The organism is Acinetobacter portensis (genome assembly GCF_010646905.1).
Lineage (GTDB): Bacteria > Pseudomonadota > Gammaproteobacteria > Pseudomonadales > Moraxellaceae > Acinetobacter > Acinetobacter portensis.
Window position 1 is genome coordinate 2,748,423 of record NZ_JAAARQ010000002.1, and the last position, 19,542, is coordinate 2,767,964.

Annotated in this window: 14 protein-coding genes, 3 pseudogenes and 1 other annotated feature; of the genes and pseudogenes, 12 read left to right on the forward strand and 5 right to left on the reverse strand. The window is 34.4% G+C overall.

What is annotated here, in order from left to right:
• Positions 1-154: 154 nt before the first annotated feature.
• Positions 155-2,845, reverse strand: a complete 2,691-nt coding sequence (locus GTK57_RS12960; RefSeq protein WP_163123925.1) for an ATP-dependent DNA helicase — start codon at positions 2,843-2,845, stop codon at positions 155-157.
• A 468-nt stretch (positions 2,846-3,313) separates the two neighbouring features.
• Here GTK57_RS12960 and GTK57_RS14730 point away from each other — a divergent pair, with 468 nt between their 5' ends.
• The 7 genes and pseudogenes from GTK57_RS14730 to GTK57_RS12990 all read left to right on the forward strand — a co-directional run.
• Positions 3,314-3,475: a hypothetical protein gene (locus tag GTK57_RS14730; RefSeq protein ID WP_228720322.1), complete on the forward strand. Its 162-nt coding sequence runs from the start codon at positions 3,314-3,316 to the stop codon at positions 3,473-3,475.
• A gap of 429 nt (positions 3,476-3,904) precedes the next feature.
• On the forward strand, positions 3,905-4,693 hold the full coding sequence (locus GTK57_RS14735) for a reverse transcriptase domain-containing protein (protein ID WP_228720323.1): 789 nt from the start codon (positions 3,905-3,907) through the stop codon (positions 4,691-4,693).
• 4 nt (positions 4,694-4,697) lie between these two features.
• A complete protein-coding gene (locus tag GTK57_RS14740; RefSeq protein ID WP_228720324.1) occupies positions 4,698-5,126 on the forward strand; it encodes a hypothetical protein in 429 nt (142 codons plus the stop codon).
• Positions 5,127-5,174: 48 nt separating this feature from the next.
• Positions 5,175-5,894 carry a hypothetical protein gene (locus GTK57_RS12975; protein ID WP_163123928.1) on the forward strand — a complete coding sequence of 240 codons (720 nt, stop codon included), beginning with the start codon at positions 5,175-5,177 and terminating at the stop codon, positions 5,892-5,894.
• Positions 5,895-6,029: 135 nt separating this feature from the next.
• Positions 6,030-6,772, forward strand: a pseudogene (locus tag GTK57_RS12980) (IS3 family transposase); the annotation flags it as partial.
• Positions 6,305-6,421: a sequence feature (AL1L pseudoknot), on the forward strand. (Overlaps the previous pseudogene by 117 nt.)
• Before the next feature lie 504 nt (positions 6,773-7,276).
• Positions 7,277-8,518 (forward strand): group II intron reverse transcriptase/maturase, encoded by a 1,242-nt coding sequence (ltrA, locus tag GTK57_RS12985; protein WP_163123931.1) that lies wholly within the window; start codon positions 7,277-7,279, stop codon positions 8,516-8,518.
• 79 nt (positions 8,519-8,597) lie between these two features.
• Positions 8,598-9,083 (forward strand): annotated as a pseudogene (locus GTK57_RS12990) (IS3 family transposase); the annotation flags it as partial.
• A 60-nt stretch (positions 9,084-9,143) separates the two neighbouring features.
• Here GTK57_RS12990 and GTK57_RS12995 read toward each other — a convergent pair.
• Positions 9,144-10,253 carry an XRE family transcriptional regulator gene (locus GTK57_RS12995; RefSeq protein ID WP_163123934.1) on the reverse strand — a complete coding sequence of 370 codons (1,110 nt, stop codon included), beginning with the start codon at positions 10,251-10,253 and terminating at the stop codon, positions 9,144-9,146.
• Between the two features lie 13 nt (positions 10,254-10,266).
• Positions 10,267-10,977, reverse strand: a complete 711-nt coding sequence (locus GTK57_RS13000; protein ID WP_163123936.1) for a hypothetical protein — start codon at positions 10,975-10,977, stop codon at positions 10,267-10,269.
• Between the two features lie 163 nt (positions 10,978-11,140).
• Here GTK57_RS13000 and GTK57_RS13005 point away from each other — a divergent pair, with 163 nt between their 5' ends.
• From GTK57_RS13005 to GTK57_RS13025, 5 genes are read left to right on the forward strand one after another with little or no spacing between them, the layout of a single operon-like run.
• Positions 11,141-12,442 carry a GTPase-associated system all-helical protein GASH gene (locus GTK57_RS13005; protein WP_163123939.1) on the forward strand — a complete coding sequence of 434 codons (1,302 nt, stop codon included), beginning with the start codon at positions 11,141-11,143 and terminating at the stop codon, positions 12,440-12,442.
• Entirely contained in the window at positions 12,435-13,397 is a 963-nt protein-coding gene (locus GTK57_RS13010) for a TRAFAC clade GTPase domain-containing protein (RefSeq protein ID WP_163123942.1), read from the forward strand. Before GTK57_RS13005 ends, GTK57_RS13010 begins: the two co-directional genes overlap by 8 nt.
• A 1-nt stretch (position 13,398) precedes the next feature.
• Positions 13,399-14,211, forward strand: a complete 813-nt coding sequence (locus GTK57_RS13015) for a TRAFAC clade GTPase domain-containing protein (RefSeq protein WP_163123945.1) — start codon at positions 13,399-13,401, stop codon at positions 14,209-14,211.
• A 16-nt stretch (positions 14,212-14,227) separates the two neighbouring features.
• Entirely contained in the window at positions 14,228-16,708 is a 2,481-nt protein-coding gene (locus tag GTK57_RS13020) for a GAP1-N1 domain-containing protein (protein WP_163123948.1), read from the forward strand.
• A 9-nt stretch (positions 16,709-16,717) separates the two neighbouring features.
• Entirely contained in the window at positions 16,718-17,788 is a 1,071-nt protein-coding gene (locus GTK57_RS13025) for a caspase family protein (protein ID WP_163123951.1), read from the forward strand.
• Positions 17,789-17,998: 210 nt separating this feature from the next.
• Here the strand turns inward: GTK57_RS13025 and GTK57_RS13030 are convergent.
• Positions 17,999-18,199, reverse strand: a pseudogene (locus tag GTK57_RS13030) (IS5/IS1182 family transposase); the annotation flags it as partial.
• 102 nt (positions 18,200-18,301) lie between these two features.
• Positions 18,302-19,534: a hypothetical protein gene (locus GTK57_RS13035; RefSeq protein WP_163123954.1), complete on the reverse strand. Its 1,233-nt coding sequence runs from the start codon at positions 19,532-19,534 to the stop codon at positions 18,302-18,304.
• Positions 19,535-19,542 lie beyond the last annotated feature (8 nt).

Consider the following 19,542-nt stretch of genomic DNA (forward strand, 5'->3'; position numbering starts at 1 on the left):
TGTTAATACTGCGATAATATTTTTAGCTTGTTCTTCATGCTCACCTGCTAAGTCTGCATAGACAATATCTTTGGCCTTTTACGATTTACATTAATTGCTAAGGTTATTTAACTAGGAATTTAGAACTGGAGGCTTTTTTGTAAAGTCCATTACTTTAATTTACAGGTTTTAAATTTTTTCGACTTGCAAGAAGATGGGTGTCTTTTGAATTAGAATTTATAGAAAGTTCCTTTAAAATATTTTGTTGAGTTTCGGGAGTCCAATAAATTTTCAAATGTTCACGAGCTCTGGTAATAGCTGTATAAAAAATACTATGATTTATTTCATTTTCATTAGCATCAGTAATTACCACCTTGACTGAATCATATTCGAGTCCTTGAGCTTTATGGATAGAAACAGCATAAGCTACTTGGAAGGGAATAGTAGAATACGAAGAATCATCATCTTCGTCACTAGAAAGTGAATTGAGAACAAAAAAGCTAACAATTGAATCTCTTATCCAAACCAGTTCGGTGCCCCAAACACTCGATTCATCTAGAGATCTATCTAGTTCTACTTCAAATTGAATGCCGCCAGTAATTTCAATAATATCTATAATTTTTCCTTTAAGATTGTTATAGATCACTGGTTTAAATCTTTCTGTTTCTGAAAATAATATTGGGTCACCCACTTTATAAGTAGACACTCCCCAAGTAACGGCTTTCCCTTGATTACTACATTGAAGAAAACGATTAATATTATTTATCCCATACAACCCATCATAGTTAAGACAGAGGATAATTTCATCTTCAAATTTTTTTTCAAACAATGCATTATCTAATATTGTCGTATAGTTATTACGTACCATTGTTTCAGCAATATCATCTTCAATATACCTAACTTTATTCCAAAAATTTAATAAATTTTGATTAGATGTTCTATAAGGGGTAGTTAGTTCAAATATAGATTTTTTAGGGATAAATGACTTAATTATATTAAACCAATTGCCAAATTGTATTGATTTAATTTGATATGTATCTCCAACAAGAACTATTAATTTACAAGAGGTTTTTTCTAAAACATTTAAGATGTCAGTATTACTTACCGTACTACATTCATCAATAACCATAAGATCATATTCGGTAGAGTTATATCTGCTAATATGACTTTTAATAGTACGAAATTCTGAGTTTTGGGCACTTATTTTTCGTTTCAGGTTATCTATAGCAGGATTTGTATGAGCAAGAAAAAGTTTTTGCTTGTCATTAAAATAATGTGCCACATGGTCAACCATAGTAGATTTACCTGTACCTGCTGCCCCATAAATTATAGCTACTCTAGATTCGCTAAATAATTGTTTTATAGCACTAATTTTAAGTGGATCATCAATTGTTATTAAAGGTGAATTTAACCAGATTCCTACAGCATGAGAGTATCCAGCTATGCCTGAATCAGAATAGCTTTGTAGTTTTCTTATAATCTTATAAGTATCGCTCTCATACTGATTGATGAATATGTGCCCTTTATCAAAAACTAACTTTCTATTTTCTTTGTGTGAGTGATAGAGCTGATTGTTATACTTATCAATTAGTTCTTGGGGTAACTTAAAATGTTCTAATTCTGCTAAGGATGTATAAAGAATACCATTTTGTTCAATATTGTTTTTTATGCGTCTAGCTAAAAACTCCTGATTTCTTTCCTCTGAGGTAATACATTCTATTAAATCTCTTAATTTAGGATTATGTCCTTTTAATGATGTGCAAAAAGGCATTTCTTCAAACGGGATGCAACTATATGAAAGCTTTAGATTAGAAAGAGGTGAGCAGCCTCTAGAATCATATTGTGCCTTGATAGTTTGATTATTCATTTTTAAAAGCAGATATCTAAGAACATTGTGACCTGAAAATTTATTCTCACTTAAATATCTAATCCTATCTAAAATTTTAAATATTTGAATGTTGTTTAGATCGTTGTCTACTGAAAAATATTTAATATTTGAATATATTTCCTCCTCTTTATCAATTAGTTCTAGTAAACTACATGATCTTTCAGTGAGCCAACTCATTAAGAACTTATATTCATTTGATTTCGTGTTAACTTGTATTTGAAACCCCAATAATTTTGCATAATTATTGAATTCACATTGTCTAATTGCTATTTGCCAGTTTCGGATAATAATAATTGGCATATGATATCCTAGCACTTCAATAGAGGTGTTTTGTAGAGTTAAAAGACATGCGTAATTTTTAGATATATCTATACTTGTAAAGGCAATTATTCGATCGTGTTTGTTAACTTTATTGATAGCTCGAAAGAATGTGACCTCATAATAAATATTACCTCCCATAAAAAAAGGACGGGTCTTGTGAATATAGTATCTTTCACTATTATAGTTTTTTCGATCTTTACTATTTATTTTATTTGCAATTTTTTCGTGATACTCATGTAGAGATGGATCTAGATCAACAGGGAATAATTCTAGATTGGGTAATATTGAAATATTGAAAATATGTAGTAATAAACTTCGTATTCGATATAAATATTCATAATACTTCAGCATTAATCTTTCAGATGAATCACCATCCAATGTATAATGAGAAGAACTAATCTGGATTAATTTATGAAACCTACCAATAAAATTATACTTTGATTTTCCTTTAACAAAGGATAATCCAGACTCAATAACATGGTAATTAAATTCTGTATTTGGTGATTGTGTCTCTATTAGAACTGCTACACCTTCTATTAAGTTCCGTAGCTGGGAGAGAATATTTTGAGAAAGTATTTCTCTTTGTTCTGTAAGTACTTCAATATTCTGTGAAATAACATTACTTGCATTCTGGATTTGTGAATAAACAGTTGGCATTCAATTACCCCAATTTTCTAAATTATTTATCTAAAAATTTGTATATATTGTTCTTTTAAAGATACATACTTAAGTTAAGAAAGTGAAGTACTTAAGAATTGGAGAGGTGTATTTTGGATCATTTCTCTATTCGATTTACTTCTATTAATCTGGATTAGAGTTGCAATTCCAAACATTCCTGTACAAATTGCAGAAAAACGCCAGTCAATCAAAGAGATTTTTTTACATCGAGGTGTTCGCTCTGTATTAGCAGTAATCTTCTTATGGATACTTGCACATAATGTTTTGTATACCTTTATTTCACCTCAGTAGGTCTTGGTGACCGGGTGGACCCAGTATTTTATTATCTGACGTATCCTCAATCATTGGGATTTGGGTTGAGAGATCATTACGCTAATTAACTTTGTTAAGTTTAGTAGGCTTTGCTGTTGTTGCTATTCTAATAGCATTAGGTGGTGCTCCAACTTTGTGCAAACAGCAATTGCTGGTACTGTCGGTGAAGATGCTGATGTTGCTCAATCCATGTTAGTTACTGTCTTTAATTTGGCTGTTGCCGGAGGAGGTTTGCTAGGCGGGCTATTACTTCAAAAAATCGGCCCAGCATCATTCACAATAGCAATCCCAACTTAATTAAACATTTGTCTGGACGCAACCCAGATCCAGCCCCAAAAATTGCTATAGGGGGAACTTATAAAATTAAAAAGCGAAATCTTATTACTTAAAACAAATAGTTAATAATATGCATGACTCTTCAAGTCTTTAGCATGAACGTAGTAATCTTCAGTAAAATTTAATAGCCATATTTCTTATAAAATTTATTTTTACCCTTGAAAATTAAAGAAGTAACTCAAAATATTCAAAATGTAGCTTTCAACTTCCATCTTTGCGAGTTGCGCTGCACGTATCCAAGCGGCAATGTGATACCAAGGTCACTAGTTGGTCATGTGTCACAGGCGTGTCTCTGGCCTATTCATTCGCGCATGACGTGGAGAGTGGGGCGGTCATTCCTTTCCTTTTAGCGCAAACCCTAGGGTTAAGACGTTTGCGACAAGAGTTAAAATGATTAAGAAAAATAAAACTTGTTTAGCTCAGGTTGCTGAGTTTTCAAATCTTGAACAAGCATGGGTCCATATTTGGGCAAATGCTAAAAGACAATCTAAAAACTCTTTAGATTTAGATAACTTCAGTTTAAATGACTTCAATTTAGATAAGAAAAATAGATTAAGGTCAATTTCCCGAAAACTAGTTGAGGGAAATTATAATTTTAACAACTTACATCCTTTTTTGATTCCAAAACCGAATGGAAAATTTAGACTAATTTGTGTTCCAACAATTGAAGATCGAATTGTCCAACGTGCCTTACTACTTGTACTAAATCAGTATTATCATAAAAAATTTGATAATGGGATTAGTTATGGTTTTATAAGTCAAAAGACTGTTAAGGATGCAGCTCTTCAAGCCTGTATGCTCAGAAAAACACATCAATGGGTGTATAAAACAGACATTTCAGCTTTTTTTGATAATATCGATCGTGAAAAATTGATTGAGAAAATAAAGTCTTTTATTAAACATCGCTCTCTCCATAAACTTTTATTCTTAGCTGTAAGTCGAGAAGTACAGACAACGTCGCTGGCGCAAGAAAAAAGAATTAAAAAACTTGGTATTCAAAGAGGCCTTGGTATTCGACAAGGCATGCCGTTATCTCCATTTTTTGCTAATTTATTTTTAGAATCATTCGATAATGAAATTAAAGCTACAGGCCTTAAAGCAGTTAGATATGCGGATGATTTAATTTTTTTTTGCAAAAACAGAGGCGGAATGCCTATTAATAGACAATTTTTGTCGTGAAAAATTGAAAAAATTAGACTTAACTATTCCACATTTAGAAGAGAAAAACTCAAAAACTGTTATTTATAAACCGAATGAAACAGTTGAGTTCTTGGGATTAGGATTAAGTACCAAAAGATCAGGTGCAGATTATGAGTTGATTCTAACCAAGCAGCAGATAGATGCAATAAGAACTGAGCTCCTGCAATTAGGTTCAATTCAACAGCTTTTAGATAATAATATAAAGTTAGCAAACTTAGGAAATGCTATAGATTCTCGGATTTCTGGCTATAAAGCAGCTTACGCTGACTGTATTACTAATTATAATGAACTTGAAAATCAGTTAGAGAATTTACAACAAAAAATACTTTTAAATATCTTCGGGCCAAGTGGGTTAGATATTAATATAAGTAAATTAACAAGTGAAAAACGAAAATTTCTTGGGTTAACTTAGATCTATGTGTATGTTTTTAAATATATAAACTAAAAATGGTGAAAGGATATGCTCTATGACGAACTAGCAAAAATACAATTTTCAAAGCAACTCTACATAAGTGGTATGAGAGCTTTAAATATCAATGACTATGAATTTTTAACAGGTGATTGGCATGTACATGAGACATGGCATCCTGATTCTAATTTAAGTTCCTTCCATATTATGGGAGAGGGAAAAATTGCTTTATTTGATACAAATGTATATTTAGGTGAAGAGGGAGTATTTGAAGCTAGCGAAATCTTACGGACAATGGGAATTCCAATTTTTTCACCCACAGTTTTTGCTGCCACACATGCTAGAGCAATTGCCGATAAAATTATTGCAGAAGCTTTTTTGGCTATAGAACTAAATGGCAGTAAACTATTTAGATATATTTCATTACATGATTTTGATGACTATATGCCAGAAGATACTGATAAAAAAAAACGTGTTTATGAACTACTTGAGAAAGCCATAAAGCTTTTACCACAAGAACAATCCGATCATGTAAAAGAATGGTTATATCAAGCAAAATGTAAATTTGAAAACTTAACTCTTGAACAAAAGAAAATTAGAAGTGCATGGTTAAGTGCGCAAGCGAATGTTCGGCAAGCATTTCCAGAAGAAGTAGTCAAAGCTTGTCGAAAAAATTCAAATTTAAGATTAAGAAGAATATTAAATGGTGAAAAAACTGTAGAGGAAGAAGAATCAGAGCTCTTAAAAAAATGGCAAGAGCTTAATAAATGATTCAGCCTGCAAAGAATTCTTTGAAAGAATAGATCGGTGTAAAGTCTATAATGTTTGTTATAGATAGTCTTTTTTCCTAGAACATTGAACCGTACCGGGTTTGTCGGAGACTCAATATTCTGAGAGACTATCCCGATGACAAAATTAAAATATGCCCCTGAAATCAGAGAAAGAGCGGTTCAATTATTGATTGAATCTGAAAAAGATTATCCTTCTACTTGGGCTGCAATCACAGCAATTGCGCCTAAGATTGGTTGTACTCCTGAAACACTTCGTGCCTGGCATCAAAAGCATTTAGATCAGCAAAATCCTATTAAAGTACAACAGATATCTGATCAAGAAAAAATGAAGCAAATGGAACGTGAAATTAAAGAATTAAAGCGTGCCAATGAAATTCTACGTAAAGCAGCCGCTTTTTTCGCCCAGGCGGAGCTCGACCGCCCACACAAATAATGGTGGATTTCATCCATAGCAATAAGGCGCTATATGGTGTTGAGGCGATTTGTAAGATTTTACCGATTGCCCCTTCAACCTATTACCGGACTTTAGATCTCACAGTAAATCCAGAACATCGAGCGAAACGGGATCTGCATGACCTGCATCATGCTGAACAAATTAAACGAATTTGGAAAGAAAGTTCAGGTCGATATGGTGTGCGTAAGGTCTGGCAACAACTGAAACGTGAAGGCTATGTTATTGCACGCTGTACAGTTGCTCGATTGATGCAAAAGCTAGGTATACAAGGTGTTTGGCGTGGTAAGAATAAACAAACCACCCGTAACCGAGATGATCAAAAAAGAGCAGATGATTTAGTGAAACGTAATTTTAGTGCTGATCATCCAGATCAGCTGTGGGTCGCTGACTTTAGTGTGCCGCAGCAAGCGGCGTAAGAGATGAGGGTATGGCCCCTCGCTATCGGCTTGCAGGAGCAGGTAGCAAACCACCATAAGCGGCTTGGATCAAAAGTCCCGGTCGTGAGCGTTATGGAAAAGGCATCGTAGAGATGTCAGGTAAGAATTAGGAAGGCGAACAACAGTGAACTGCCGTTCAAGTGTCGAAAGTACTCAAATGACATCAAAACCGGGGATGGAAGTTACCCCGCGATTAGTTTGGCCGTTACCTGCTTACGGGCCATTCGGTGTCCGGCGTAGAGGCAGCGCGATCCTAATTCAGGCTCTTACGTTGAACTGCGGGAACCTTCGGTGGCGATGTCAAGCGAAAGGCACAAGCTCAAAAGGCAAGGCTGATAATAGCAATGCGTCACCAAGGGGCGGAGCAACTCGTAGTAGTGTTGAAGTTACTGTAATGGTAATGGAGCGAAGGGGTTGCATTATCCAGGTCTACGGATTTGTCAACTGTGCAAGCAGGAGGAGCAAAACTTTATGACCAAACCATTTAACATTCCTAAAGCGTTAATCTGGGAGGCATTTAAGAAAGTCAAAGAGAATGGTGGCGCTCCAGGCGTTGATCATGAATCTATTGAGCAATTCGAAAAGCATTTAAAGAACAACCTATACAAACTATGGAATCGACTTTGTTCTGGCAGTTATTTTCCACCGCCAGTTAAGGCTGTTCCGATTCCAAAGAAGTCAGGTGGCGTGCGTATACTAGGTATTCCAACAGTTGCAGATCGAGTCGCGCAAACAGCAGTTAAGCTCTTATTAGAGCCGAAAATTGATCCATTATTTCATCCAAACTCATATGGATATCGTCCGGGGCGTTCTGCCCATGATGCAATTGCGATAGTGAGGAGACGAAGTTGGGATTATGACTGGGTTGTGGAATTTGATATCAAAGGTCTCTTTGATAACATCGACCATGATTTACTCATGCGTGCACTCAAGAAACACTGTGAAATTCCATGGATTCTTTTATATGTGCAACGTTGGTTAAAAGCACCAATGCAACACATAAATGGCCATCTTTTAGAAAGGAATCGCGGCACACCACAAGGTGGTGTTGTGAGTCCTTTATTGGCGAATTTATTTATGCATTATGCTTTTGATATGTGGATTACGAAACATCTTCAAAGTGTACGGTTCTGCCGTTATGCAGATGATGGCGTAATTCATTGTCGGAGTTTATCTCAAGCCAAACTTGTTTTACAAAAGATCGATGCACGATTTCGTGAATGTGGTCTCGAATTGCATCCAGACAAGACAAAGATTGTTTATTGCCAAGATATTAATCGTCGTAAAGCATATCCCGATGTTCAATTTACTTTTCTCGGGTACACGTTTAGGCCCCGTAAGGCTGTGGACAAGTATAAAAGAGTTTATGTAAATTTCTCTCCTGCAGTCAGTCGTGATGCACTTAAAACAATGCGACAGACTATTCGGAAATGGCATCTACATCTGATGTGTAATCGCGAATTAAGTGATTTATCTGCAATATTCAATCCAATTCTTCAAGTTTGGCAGCAATACTATGGTCGATTCCATGGTTCAGCAATGTCAGCGATCTGGCAACACATGAATGCTTATCTTATACGCTGGATGAGGCGTAAGTATAAAAACTTGGCCCGTCATAAAAGACGGGCTAGATATGCCTTAGGGCGACTTGCGCGTGATTTTCCAAATGCCTTTGTGCACTGGAAAATGGGATGTTTACCATCGGTTGGATAATGGGAGCCGGATGAGCTGAGAGGTTCACGTCCGGTTCTGCGAGGGGCTAAGGGTGAAATTCCCTTGGTCTACTCACCCGTATATTCAAACTCATTCAGGCTGGGTCTATACCGCCTTTATTATTGATGTGTTCTCACGAGCAATTGTTGGATGGAAAGTATCAATACGTATGAATACAGACATGGTCCTGGATGCATTGGAGCAAGCATTGCATGACCGAGGCATGCCAAAGAATGTGATTCATCATTCCGATAGAGGTGTTCAATATCTTTCCATTCGCTATACCAATCGTTTAGAAGCAGCAAATTTACGAGCTTCAGTCGGTACAACGGGTGACTCATACGATAATGCTTTGGCTGAAACGGTGAATGGCTTATACAAAACAGAGGTGATTGAATATTTAAAAGCAGATTGGCAAGGTTTAGCGGATGTACAACTTGCGACACTAAACTGGGTAGATTGGTTCAACAAAAAGCGTGTACACAGTGCACTAGGTTATGTATCGCCTTTTGATTTTGAAGCAATGTACTATGATAAGATTAACCCGTTAGGTCAGGTGGCCTAACTTAAATAAAAAGTCTCCGACAAACCCGGTACGGTTCACATTCTTGAGAGGATTGTCTCTTTAATCCAGAATTCTTAATAAAGGTCTTTTCTTTGGTAGCTCTAATTTAGCTAGTGAGTCGAATGTAAGTTGATTAAAATCATTTTCAGATATACCTATCTCATCAAGCATTTTATTTTTATCAAAGCCAGGTTGTGATGCAAGTAAGCCAATGATTTTTGGTAACATCACACTTTCATCACGATGAGTTTCTTCTGGTTCATTTGTGTGATATCCCATTGAGGTAATTTTCATCGAGTTGCTTCGATTAACCCAATCACTAATTAGTTTTAGCTTATGAGCCTTGTAATTTATAGCTTTTAAAGATGTTCGCCATGTTTTTTTATACTCGATCATGTTATCAATAGATAGATAGCGCGGAGCGGTGGCAAAAAAAGCATCTGTTGGCATTAAGAATTCTGATGAAAATTGATCAGCTTCTGTCTCAAGAATTCTGTTGTCTCTCTCGAAACGAATATCTTTATTGTGAGTATGCATAACAATATGCCCAAGTTCATGGGCACAATCAAAACGTGACCTTTCGGCAGATTTAAAATTATTTACAAACATAAATGGACTGCCGCTTTCGTCATCAAAGAACGACAATGCGTCAATCTCTTTAATTTCAAGTGGCAATCTAAAAACCCTAATTCCTTTTAATTCACATAAAGAAATGACATTGTTAATAGGTTGATTTCCTAATCCCCATAAGGCTCTTAGATCTGAAGCAATTTTTTCTGGATAATTTTTTTGACCTAATGCCTCAGTAATATCTAAATCCGGTCGATGAAACTCTGGTAATTTCATTCTTTGAGTCAAATATTTATTAATATTCATTGCTAAAAGAGTATGGGCTTCATTGGACTTTCTATGTTGGGCTTTGATTCGTGCAACAGAACGATAAAAAATATGTTCAGTTTGCTGAGGTTGTAATCCATCATCAGTGATAAAAAAAGACATTGGCAAATTCAAAGCAACACAAATTGAAGCTTGATCATTTTCATTAATTTCTTTATCTGCATCTAATAGTTGTTTTACTTTAGATGTAGAACAACCAAGTTTTTCTGCAAATTCAGAGTTGCTAAGACCACGTAATTCTTTAGCAATACGTAAACGATCCTTATTAAACACTTTAACCTCAAACCTATCCTACAAGCTGAATATCAAAATCATCTGGCTTAATTTCATTAGATGGTTCTAACACAGGCTTGGTATCAACTTTTATTGGGAGTGTATTATCTATTTCACAAGCAATTCTGCAAGAGTGATTGCTAGGTAAAATGTCGATTTTTGTTTTATTTGGTGTTTGAACAAAACTGGTAGGATAAGCAATTTCAAAAGGAATAGCTGGGATATCGGTTGCTTTATAAGCTGGATGAGAAGTAGATGGGAAATATAAAATCCATGTACGCAACTTTGATCCATCATCATAAGTAGATTGATTTTCTTTAATGTTTTTTAAAGTCATGTAACCTTTTACACACGATGCAGAAAGGACTTGATCCTGGAGTCCTAATGCTAAGTTACCACTCATAAAAATAATTTGGATATTTTTAGCTGTATTTTCAATTCTCGGCTGACTATCGTTATGAAACTCCCACGCGAGGTCTGTTTTTCTTAGTAAGAGCGCAATTTGTTCACCAATTTTCCCCCAGCGGGAGATAAATCTAGACTTATGATAAATTGTATCCAGTCTAAAGTTCGCATCGCCAATCATAATGGCTTGTTTGATTAATTCTGGATCAGGTAATCCTAGTTCTAAAGCTTTTAACCGACCACTCTCACCAAAAAAAAAGTCACAGGGAGTAGGTTCTGAGTCGTTTAGAGAATCTTTGTCAAGAAGGTTAAGATTCATATTTTATCCCAAATAAGGTATAAGTAATGTCTTTTTTATAGCATCATTTGATGTTTAAAAAAAGACATTTTTAATATTTCATGGTATATTCTCTCTTGTGAGGACTAATGCTTATATACATTAATCTAAGAACTAAATTTTGAACATAATAGGAATTTGTACGGTGTCTACAGAAATTTTAATGAAGTTTTTAAAATTAGGGCTTATAGATCTTCAAGGGAGTGATGAAAAACTAGATAAACTTGAAACAACATCAATTTCACTAGCAAAAATCTTAGAACTTAGTCCATCAAAAGCACTAGCTTATACATTAATTGCTCTTGACCCTAAAGCTCCTGAAAATGATCCTGTTGTACAAGAAACAATTTCTATCCTTGAGGAAAATTGGACTACCTACTTTAATACATTCGCTAGTACGCCAATTCAGGTTGTTAGAGCCTTGTTACTACAAGCATTAGTTATTAGTGCAGAAGAAAATAAACAGGTAGCAATAGCCTTTGTATCAATTACTCGTAATGTTTTACCACATATAGAAATTGGTAATGAAATAGATATGTGGCATAAGCTTGTTGCTAGATTTGAGTCTGAATTAAACATAGCAGCAGAGAAAGAGTGGGCGACTCCCGAGAATATTTACATTAAGACTTTTTCATACTCACCACCAAAACAAATAAAGATATCAGCAGCAGATGTGATATTAAATCGTGATGCTCTTCAAATTGGAATTGAAAAAGCTGCTGGACCTCAAAACAAAAAGAATGAGACAACAAATGGTAATCCTCACTGGCCTAATAGCCCAACTCATTGGGTTAATGAATTTAGCCCGCTCATGGTATCTGCTATTTCTGATGTTGTTGATAGTGCTTTAGCACAAGCAAAGATTGAACCTATAGATCTTTCAAAACCATTAAAAGACCTATCTATTGCTGTGGGTACTCATCTTGACATTGCTTTAGAAGCAGTAAGTAGAGCAACAGCTGGCTTACAGCGTCGTAGTAACTTAATTTGGTGGAAAGAATCTCTTTATTCTCAAAGTACTTTTTGTAGTTATAGAAAAATGCCAGTTACAGTGGCCTCGACAGTAATGGCTTTCGATCTTTTCAAGATGATTCCACTTCACTCACCAGCCAGTGTTTCAGCATTCTTATTTGAATCAATATCATTAATTACAAATTCTCAAAAAGAAAAAAGTATGGGATTAGGGCAGAGGATTAAAGATGTAAAGCAATCGGAATATGTCGAACCTCTTCGTAAATATATCAATCAGAAATATAAAGATCTTGAGGGGCGTGGACCATTATTAAAGTTACTTGGATCCAACATAAACCCAGATGATCAGCAATTTAGGGGACTAACGGGTTTAACACCAGATATACAACTTTCTAACGCAGAATGGGCTAGTTGGGTATTTAATGAATTACAGGCTATAAGAGCAGTAATCTCAGGAGAAGATGAGGATGAGTAAATGCTCAAATCCTGATTGTTATGCACCAGATGTTGGTTGCTCCTTAGGTACGCCAGATTTATCCAAATGTGAGCATTGGAATTGTGAAATCAATGAAGATAAAGCGTCAAATTTTGTTCTAGCCACAGATATACTTCTACCTTGGACTGGAGCAGCTTTTGGATTAACTGATGTTGGATTCTTAAGTGGATGCTCTAAACCTAAGATTGTTGGTATTTTAGGTGCCGAAAATGCTGGTAAAACTTCGTTATTAGCTGCTTGGTATTTGATGATTTCAAGAGGCCTTTCATTAAATATTCAAAGTCAATTTGCAGGATCTTACTCTTTAGCAGGTTGGGAGGCTGTCTCTGCTAACTTAAGGTGGGAACCAGGACATATCCCTTGCTTTCCTGCCCATACACCCAGCGGCATTAAAAGAGCACCAGGTTTATTGCATATGGCTTTTAAAAACAAAAGTGATGGTACAGTTGAAGATTATTTATTTGCTGATGCGCCTGGAGAATGGTTCAGTAAATGGGCTGCAAATTCAGAAGCACCAGACGCGGAGGGTGCCCGTTGGCTATCAACTAATGCTGATATGTTTCTGCTTGTAGTTGATAGGCAAGCTCTATCAGGAGATGCGAAAGGTCGTGCTAGATCAGAACTTAATCGTTTAATTCAAAGAGTAGGAGGGATACTTCAAAATCGTCCTATTGCATTAGTATGGTCTAAAAGTGATATGCCTAAGGACGAGATTATTGAAAATAGTATTAGAACAAGCACTTTTTCTGTAATGCCCCAAACGACTGAATTTGAAACACAGATACTTGCGAATGAGAATCCAAGCTCTTCTCCTGAGAATAATATTCTAAATCTTCTAGACTGGGTCTTAGTCCAAAAAAAGCAGAAAGGTAAATTACCAGCATTTGAATATGAAGGAAATGATCCTTTGTTTATGTTTGGTCGAGGGTTTTAATATGAAAAACTCAATACTAATTATTGGTGAATCTGGAGTAGGAAAAACTCATTTTGGTGCACAGTTACTCATGCGGTTACAACAAAATCTAGGTCAATTAAGTATGGATGGAGCAGCGACCAATCTTGAACCGTTTATAGAGGCGATGGATCGCCTGAATGAAGGCGTTACAGCAGAGCATACACCATTGAAAACCTATGTTGAAAGTGTATGGCCTGTAAAAAGTAAGAATGGCTATACAGGTCAGTTGATTTGGCCTGATTATGCTGGAGAACATGTATCTAATATTGTTATATCACATAATATTTCAAATGAATGGCATCAACGCATTGTAGAAAGTTCATCCTGGATAATTATCATTCGACCACATTTGTATCGTATATCTGCGGATATGCTTTCCAAATCATCTGAAAATAATTCTGAACTGAATTCTCCTACTGAAACAGGAGAGCTTTCTGATCAATCTCGTTTCATAGAGTTACTACAAATATTTTTATATCTATATAGTAAATCTAATCCTAACTCGAAAACTCCTAAAGTATGTTTTTTGATAAGTTGCTGGGATGAATTAAATGTGAAAGAAAAACCATTTGAGTTTTTACAAAAACATTTACCAATGCTATCAGAGTTTATTCATTCTAAATGGGAAAAACCTTTAATTATGGGGTTATCTGCTCTAGGGAAAGCATTAGATAAAAAAATAAATGACAGTGACTACCAAACTTCTGGTCCTGAAAAATTCGGTTATGTTGTAGAGATTGATGGTGTCCATAATTCTGATCTTACCTTACCTATTAACTACTTAATTGAATGAATTAAAAGGTAGAACAATGGATACAATAAAAATAGAAAAAGCAATTTTTGGTCAGGTAAATCAAGGACATGGTTTGCGATGTTTTAGTTCAAATAAAGATTTTTTTAACAAGGCTAGCCCTTTGCTTGATCTTCCAGATGTTATTCCTTCTGGAGTAAACCCATTCCCCTATATTTCAGGGTTTCCTTTAGAAAATTATTATGTAATCGCAAAAACATTTTTAGATGTCAATGCGTCGAGAGCTGGGATGGTGATTGTTTATACATTAGCCATACCTTTAGAAGAAATAGTATATCTAAATGAAATTAATCATTTAATTGATTTACTTCCTAATGAACCTATTAACGAAAATGATTTTCTAAATCAAGCTCTTGTTTTTAATATCTCCCGAAATATCAATGTAATTAATGGATATTCAAATATTCAGCTTGCAGAGCTATTAGTTGGTAGAAAGAAAGAACCTTTTATTCATGTTGGCCACTTAGATTTTGATAAATCAGTTATTTCAATTTGGGCAATACTGTGGCCAAGTATGCGTAAAAACTTTATTTTCAGATTAAGTTTGAGACCTGGAGACTGTATTGAACCAGCATTACCAAACTTAGTTTGTATACCAGAAGCCTTAGTTGCTCGTTGGAATCAAGATTATAAAAGAATTAATCAGGCTTTCAAAATTGAGTCGACATCATCAGCAGCTCAGGCTTTGTGCTCTGGGTACAATGAATATAAAGATTTTATTGAAAAATTCGGAATTCAAATAAAAAACCCACAATCCTTAAATTTATTAGTGCAGGCTAAAGAGAAATACACAACTAATTTTAATAAATTTTCTGAATTCTTAAATCTAGTACGATTTATTGAAGTACTTTCACCAAGCAGTACAGCAGGATATGCTGGTAAGCAACTTCTCATAAGACAATTTGAGAATTTAATAAAAGGATCTAAAATCGAAGATATCTTAAAACTAAGAAATTTAAAAGGTCATGGTTTCAGTAATTTTCAAGTTGTTTGGCAAGCAATAGTATCTAAGATAGAGAACGATCAATTCATAACAGATGATGATCATTTTATCATTGAGGTGTTAGGGGATGCTTTAGATGCTGAAAATGGGTCCTCAAATAATTGGAAAGATTCTGTCCAATTGGGATTTAGCTTGGCCTTTAATAATCTAAACACATCAATTTTTTTGTCCACCTGGAGGTGGTTAAATCTCAACCCTCAATTGATATTGCAATTGTTAGATACAATCACTATATCGCCAGTTATTGAAGATCAGTTAGTAGTCCATGCTCCAAGGAATATTTCTAAGGAAATTGAAGAGTTTTTAATTCCATTTTTGCGTGATCGTAACTTGCTTCACTTACATGGCTTAATTGTGGGTACTCAGTATTCTACTCTTGAGGCTTTTAGACAGCAGTTATTAATTGATAGAGATATATCATTTACAACTGGATTGGAGGCTCTTACGAGCAGAGCAAAGGCATCAGAATTATTACAAGCTTGCCTAGATATGAATGATGAACGTATCAATGATATTGTGGTAAGACAAGCGGCTAAAAATCCACATATACTTAAGGATGTTAATTTCTCATCACCTAACTCTCTTTTTATTTGGACTAAGGTTTTAATTAATAATCCAGAGGTTTGGAATGCACCAAAAAATTCTCAGGAGATTCTATTTTCATTGCTGAATGAATATTTGACTTCAAGAGGGTCAAATCATGTTGAACTAATACGGTTGCTTTCCAATAGCCCTGTAGCAGATCTATGCGATTTTTTGAATCGTATTCATATATGGAATCTAGAAGATAAGACTCTTTGTGATAACTTTCTGAAACAGACGGCTCTTGGTTGGTATAGTCGAGCATTAGAGTCTAATCATATTGATTTAGATAGTATATTGGAGAAATCAGTTTGTGAGATACCTGGCTTAAACGAGAGATTAAAACAGGATTCCTTGTATAATGTTAAAGGTGTACTTACAATTTTTTCTTCTATCAATCTTTTCTCCGAATCTGAGTTTATAGATTGGTTAATTTTCTGGCTTAATTCATCTTCGCAAAAAATAGAAGCTGATATGAAGATGATTGGTCAGATTATTAATCAAAACAGATGGGATAAGGCCGCTACTGTGGTTTTTAACGAATCAAAACTATTAACTCTAAATTTGAATCCTATATTGAACTCGTGCAAAGGATTGTTATCAATTTGGAATCGTTTAACACTCGGCAACGTAAGTGATAATGATCGCTGGGAGGCTTTTTGGGTGTTACTAGAGTCACTTTATCCTAAAGGTCCAGATGATCAAGATATATGGGCTAGAGCTGGAGGAAAAACCTCTTTTCTTCGAGTATTGGGATCTGGTCGTGAAAATTGGAGGGATGCTATAAGGAAAATTCGAAACGGAAGTAAGCCACATCCTTCAAATTTAATCCGTGAAATGAAGTCCGACTTTCCTAATAATGAAAAAGTTTCTATTTTAGGCAACTTATTCTAAGAGTTAAAAATGAATCAATACAAAACATTTCCTCAAGCATATGCACTTATCATTGCGATCGCTGAATATGAAGGTGTCAATGCATTACCTTCAATAGTAACAAAAGATGCTTGTGATGTAGCGAGTATACTTACGGCTGAAAACTACTGTGGCTATGAAGCGTCAAAAGTTAAAATGCTTCTTAATTCTGAAGCTACTCTAGAAAATATAAAAAATGAAATTATTAAAATAGCTCAAAAAGCTACTTCAGATGATTCTGTTTTTATCTATTTTTCTGGTCATGGCTACAATAAAAGTGATGCAGCTAATCCAGATTGTTCGTTAGTTCCTGTAGACTTTAATCAACCTGACGGAGGAATGCTATCCGCAACCGAATTATCTAGCTTATTGTCAAATATTAACTCCGAAAGATTATTATTTATTATTGATGCCTGTCATTCTGCTGGTGTGGCTACTATTAAAAATTTTACACCTAATGTAACTTTAGGATTTTCAGATAAATCTTTAGAAAAGTTATCACAAGGACGCGGTAAAGTGTTAATAGCTTCATCAAGAGATTCAGAAACATCCATAATTTTACCTGGCGATAAGAATAGTTTGTTTACGAAACATTTTTTATCTGCTCTAAAAGGAGAAGCTGGGCCTTCTAATGAGGATGTCGTTCGTGTATTTGATATTTTTTCTTATTTGGAAAAAACAGTATCTGTAGAAGCAGCAACTAGAAACCATCCACAACATCCAGTATTTAAAAGTAATTTGGAAAATAATTTCCCAGTAGCTTTACGGTGTGGAGGTGTCATAAAGCAAGTATCAACTAACGAAACATCAATTAGTCTGATTAGAGATAAAAAATTAGAAGATATAATTGCTGAACTGTATCCAGCGGGACCGATTGACCAAGATATATGGCAAAGAGCCGGAGGGGATATTTCTCGGCTTAGATTAAATGGTACAGGGCGTGCACAATGGTTTTCAGCGCTTCGAATCTTAAAACAAGGCGGTGGTGGAGAAAATATTAGTATTGATAGTTTAATGCTAGAGATTAAAAGTGATTTTCCAAATCATCCATCTTTGTCTTAAATTTTCATCGCAAAATCAATTTTTTTGTAGAAGACACCATTACCCTCAACCAGCTTATCAATTGTACGACCAATTTTTGGATATTTGAGTATTTTATATCATCATGTTGATACTATTTTTTATAAACACTTGTTTTTCAAGAAGTTAGGTGCTCTTGCAGCGCTATGTTGATTGATTGCCAAAAATTAGTTTTGATCAGTGCATCTTAGTTTAAACCAAACTACACCGATGATAGTCTGACCATTTTTTCCATCGCATCCTGCCGAAACGTTTAACTGTTTGAAGTAGTTCATTTCGCTCTAGCGAATGAACTTTTATAGCTTTCCAAGGCTTTGCATTTTTTCTTGGCGGAATCACCGCATTTGCTTGTCGATCTGCAATGAGATGACGGCATTGCTTTGTGTTATAAGCCACTATGAATAAGTTTGTGCAACAAAGCCGACTACAACCTTAAATTAAAAATATGTAAAATCAGTCATATAGGTATGTTTTGGGTAGTGTATAATCATGAATCTAAAAGTTTTTTTCAACTAAGTTTAAATCTACTTTTTTAATTTTAACTCCCATCAAAACTTCGTTATAATTAAAATTATACAAAAAAATAGGACTGTAAAATATTTTATCAAGCAATTCTAATTGTTTGCTTGGTGGAAAATTATGAAGAAAAATATATTCACCCTTAATATATTCAAAGCTTAAATTTTTAGATAAACTTTTACAAAAGTGAATAAAATCTTCTAATTTAATCTTATTATCTTTATTATATTTTTCAAAATACTTATTAATTACCAAATCTGAAACATCATCAGTTGTGTTCAATATTTTTTTAATATTTAAATCAACTTCCCTTTGACCAAAACTTATATTGTAATAATTCAAAAAGTTATATAACTCTTTGTCGTAATTATTAGAAATATTTTCAACCAACTCAAATCCCACAATATTCGAAAGACTCTCTCTAATTTTCAAACCAATTAAAGAAATGCTATTTATCAATCTAATTATTCTAAGCACTAATAAGAAAAATTCATATCTAACTGCTTTACAATTAGGAAATCGAATATCAGTTCTTATGAATAACTCTCTAAACTCTTTGATAATAAACAGATCGGGTTGCATTAAAAAATCAATAGACTTTCTCAATCCTTTATATAAATTATTTAAACTATACTGCTCACTCCTGCTAGGCGATATACCTTTCAAATCTAAAAAATCATTATAAATTATAAAAATATCATTTTGGCTTATTTTTTCATCATATTCAACGATATAATCACTAATATTTGAATAAACAGAAATCTTGCAGAATTTACAGATTTCAATTTTTTCAGCATTCCAATCTAACAACTTATTACAGTGGGGACACCTACTTATATATGGAATCGAGTGGGTGGGGCATATCGCATTTCTTTTATATCCAGTAAGAGAGACATAACAGTTCTGCTTAATACAATATGGACAAATTAATAGACAACTAACTATATAAAAATTGTTTTTATTAGTTATACACAATTTATTTATATCATCTTCTGCTAAGTCTGTAAATTTGTAAAAAACCGACTTGTCAAAATTTCCTTTAACTATATTAATAATATTTATCTTCTTATCAAAAATTGTTTTTATAACAGAATTTAGTGAAGGGTAAGCATTAGCTATTTTTATACGGTTTAAAAAACTCAGAATAAATTCATCTTCTTCTGGTATAGGGATGACAAGAAATTTTCTATTAAAATTTGGCTTATCCATTGCTTTTA